This window comes from Streptomyces viridosporus (assembly GCF_002078235.1).
Taxonomy (GTDB): Bacteria; Actinomycetota; Actinomycetes; order Streptomycetales; family Streptomycetaceae; genus Streptomyces; species Streptomyces viridosporus.
The window spans coordinates 1-1,521 of record NZ_MSGP01000838.1 but is presented as its reverse complement, the minus strand read 5'-3'; the positions used below and the strand labels follow the sequence as shown (position 1 = coordinate 1,521).

1 protein-coding gene and 2 pseudogenes are annotated in these 1,521 nt (G+C 77.6%); all 3 read right to left on the bottom strand.

Annotated features, from left to right (window positions below; genetic code table 11):
* The coding region (locus B7L92_RS38035) for a copper resistance CopC family protein (protein WP_143626505.1) at positions 1 to 411 on the bottom strand (411 nt) is incomplete at its 3' end.
* A 201-nt stretch (positions 412 to 612) separates the two neighbouring features.
* Positions 613 to 1,382: pseudogene (locus B7L92_RS38030) on the bottom strand (SDR family NAD(P)-dependent oxidoreductase).
* Positions 1,379 to 1,521 (bottom strand): annotated as a pseudogene (locus B7L92_RS43330) (cupin domain-containing protein); the annotation flags it as partial. The pseudogenes B7L92_RS38030 and B7L92_RS43330, both read right to left, overlap by 4 nt.

Here is a 1,521-nt window from a genome sequence, read left to right as displayed (position 1 = left end):
GGTGACCGGGTGCTCGACCTGCTCCGCGGGTACCGCGGGCGCGGTGGGCGAGGGCTTGCCGATGGAGAAGGAGAAGGCACCGGAGGCCGGGTGGCTGTCGGCGGAGATCACCCGCCAGGCCACCGTGTAGGTGCCCTCGGCGAGCCCGTCGGGCAGGTCGATCCGGGCGGTGTCGGAGGCGCCGTCCGCGTGCCGCGGCTCGCCCAGGCTCACCCGGCGGTTCTCGGGGCTGTAGACGCGGAAGGAGTCCTCGAGCAGGCCGACGGACTCCGTGAAGGTCAGGGTGACGTACCGGGGGGCGGACTCGAGGACGCTTCCGTCCTCGGGGTCGGCGCCGCGGAGGCCGGCGTGGGCGCTCGCCGGGGCCGCGCCGCCGAGGAGGAGCAGGACCAGCACGGCTCCCAGCAGCACCAGCCCCCGGAGCCGCCGGGTCCCGCGGCCCGTCGCCGCGCCCCGTCCGCCGTCGCCCGACGCCCCGTCCCGTCGGTCACCGTCCGTCGCCGCCCCGCTGCGCCGTCGCTCCACGTCGTACCCCGCCTTCCGGCAATCCGGCTCCGGTGGGGTACGGACGGGAGGCGCGGTGCGTTCACCGCGCGGCCCGCCCCCGCCGTTTCACCAGGTCGGCCGGGCCGAGACCCCTCCGTCCACCACCAGGTCGTGGCCCGTCACCCAGGACGCGAGCCGGGAGGCCAGGAACACGCAGGCGTCGCCGACGTCCTCCGGACGGCCGAGCCGGCCCACCGCGGACGCCCGCCGCCACCGGCGTACGCCCTCCGGCCAGGCGTCCTCCAGCCCCTCCCGTTCGATCAGACCGGGCGAGACCGTGTTGGCGCGGATCCCCCACGGGCCGTACTCCAGGGCCGCCGCGCGGGCGTGCATCACCACGGCCGCCTCGGACGCGCAGTAGTGGGCGTGGCCCGGTGCCGGGCTGCGCGCCTCCACGGACGCGATGTGGGTGACCGAACCGCCGCCCGCCGGCCGCATGAGCTCCGCCGCCGCCCGGGTGCAGGCGAAGACGCCGGTGGTGTTGGTGTCCACGACCGCCCGCCACTCGGCCGCCGTCATCCCGGCGAGCTCCTGGACCGGCTGCACCCCCGCGCAGTTGACCAGCGCGGTCAGCCGGCCCCCGCCCCACCGGGCCGCCTCCGCCACCAGGCGGCGGCAGGCGTCCTCGTCGGTCAGGTCGGCGCGCAGGACGACGGCCTCGCCGCCCGCCCCCGGATGCGGTCGGCGAGCTCGCGCGCGGACGACACCGCCGTGCGGCAGTGCAGCGCGACCGCGGCGCCCTCCTCGGCGAACCGCAGGGCGATGCCCCGGCCGATGCCGCCGCCCGCGCCGGTGACCAGGGCGATCTGCCCCTCCAGCAGTCCCGGCGGGCTCACGGGCGGCACAGTGCCACGATCCGGTCCGCCTGGTCCGGGTAGCGCGCCGTCAGCTCCGCCGCATCCCCGTGCTCGTAGCCCTCGTAGGTGAACCCGGGCGCCATGGTGCAGCCGAAGAGCGTCCAGGCCCCGCCCGCCG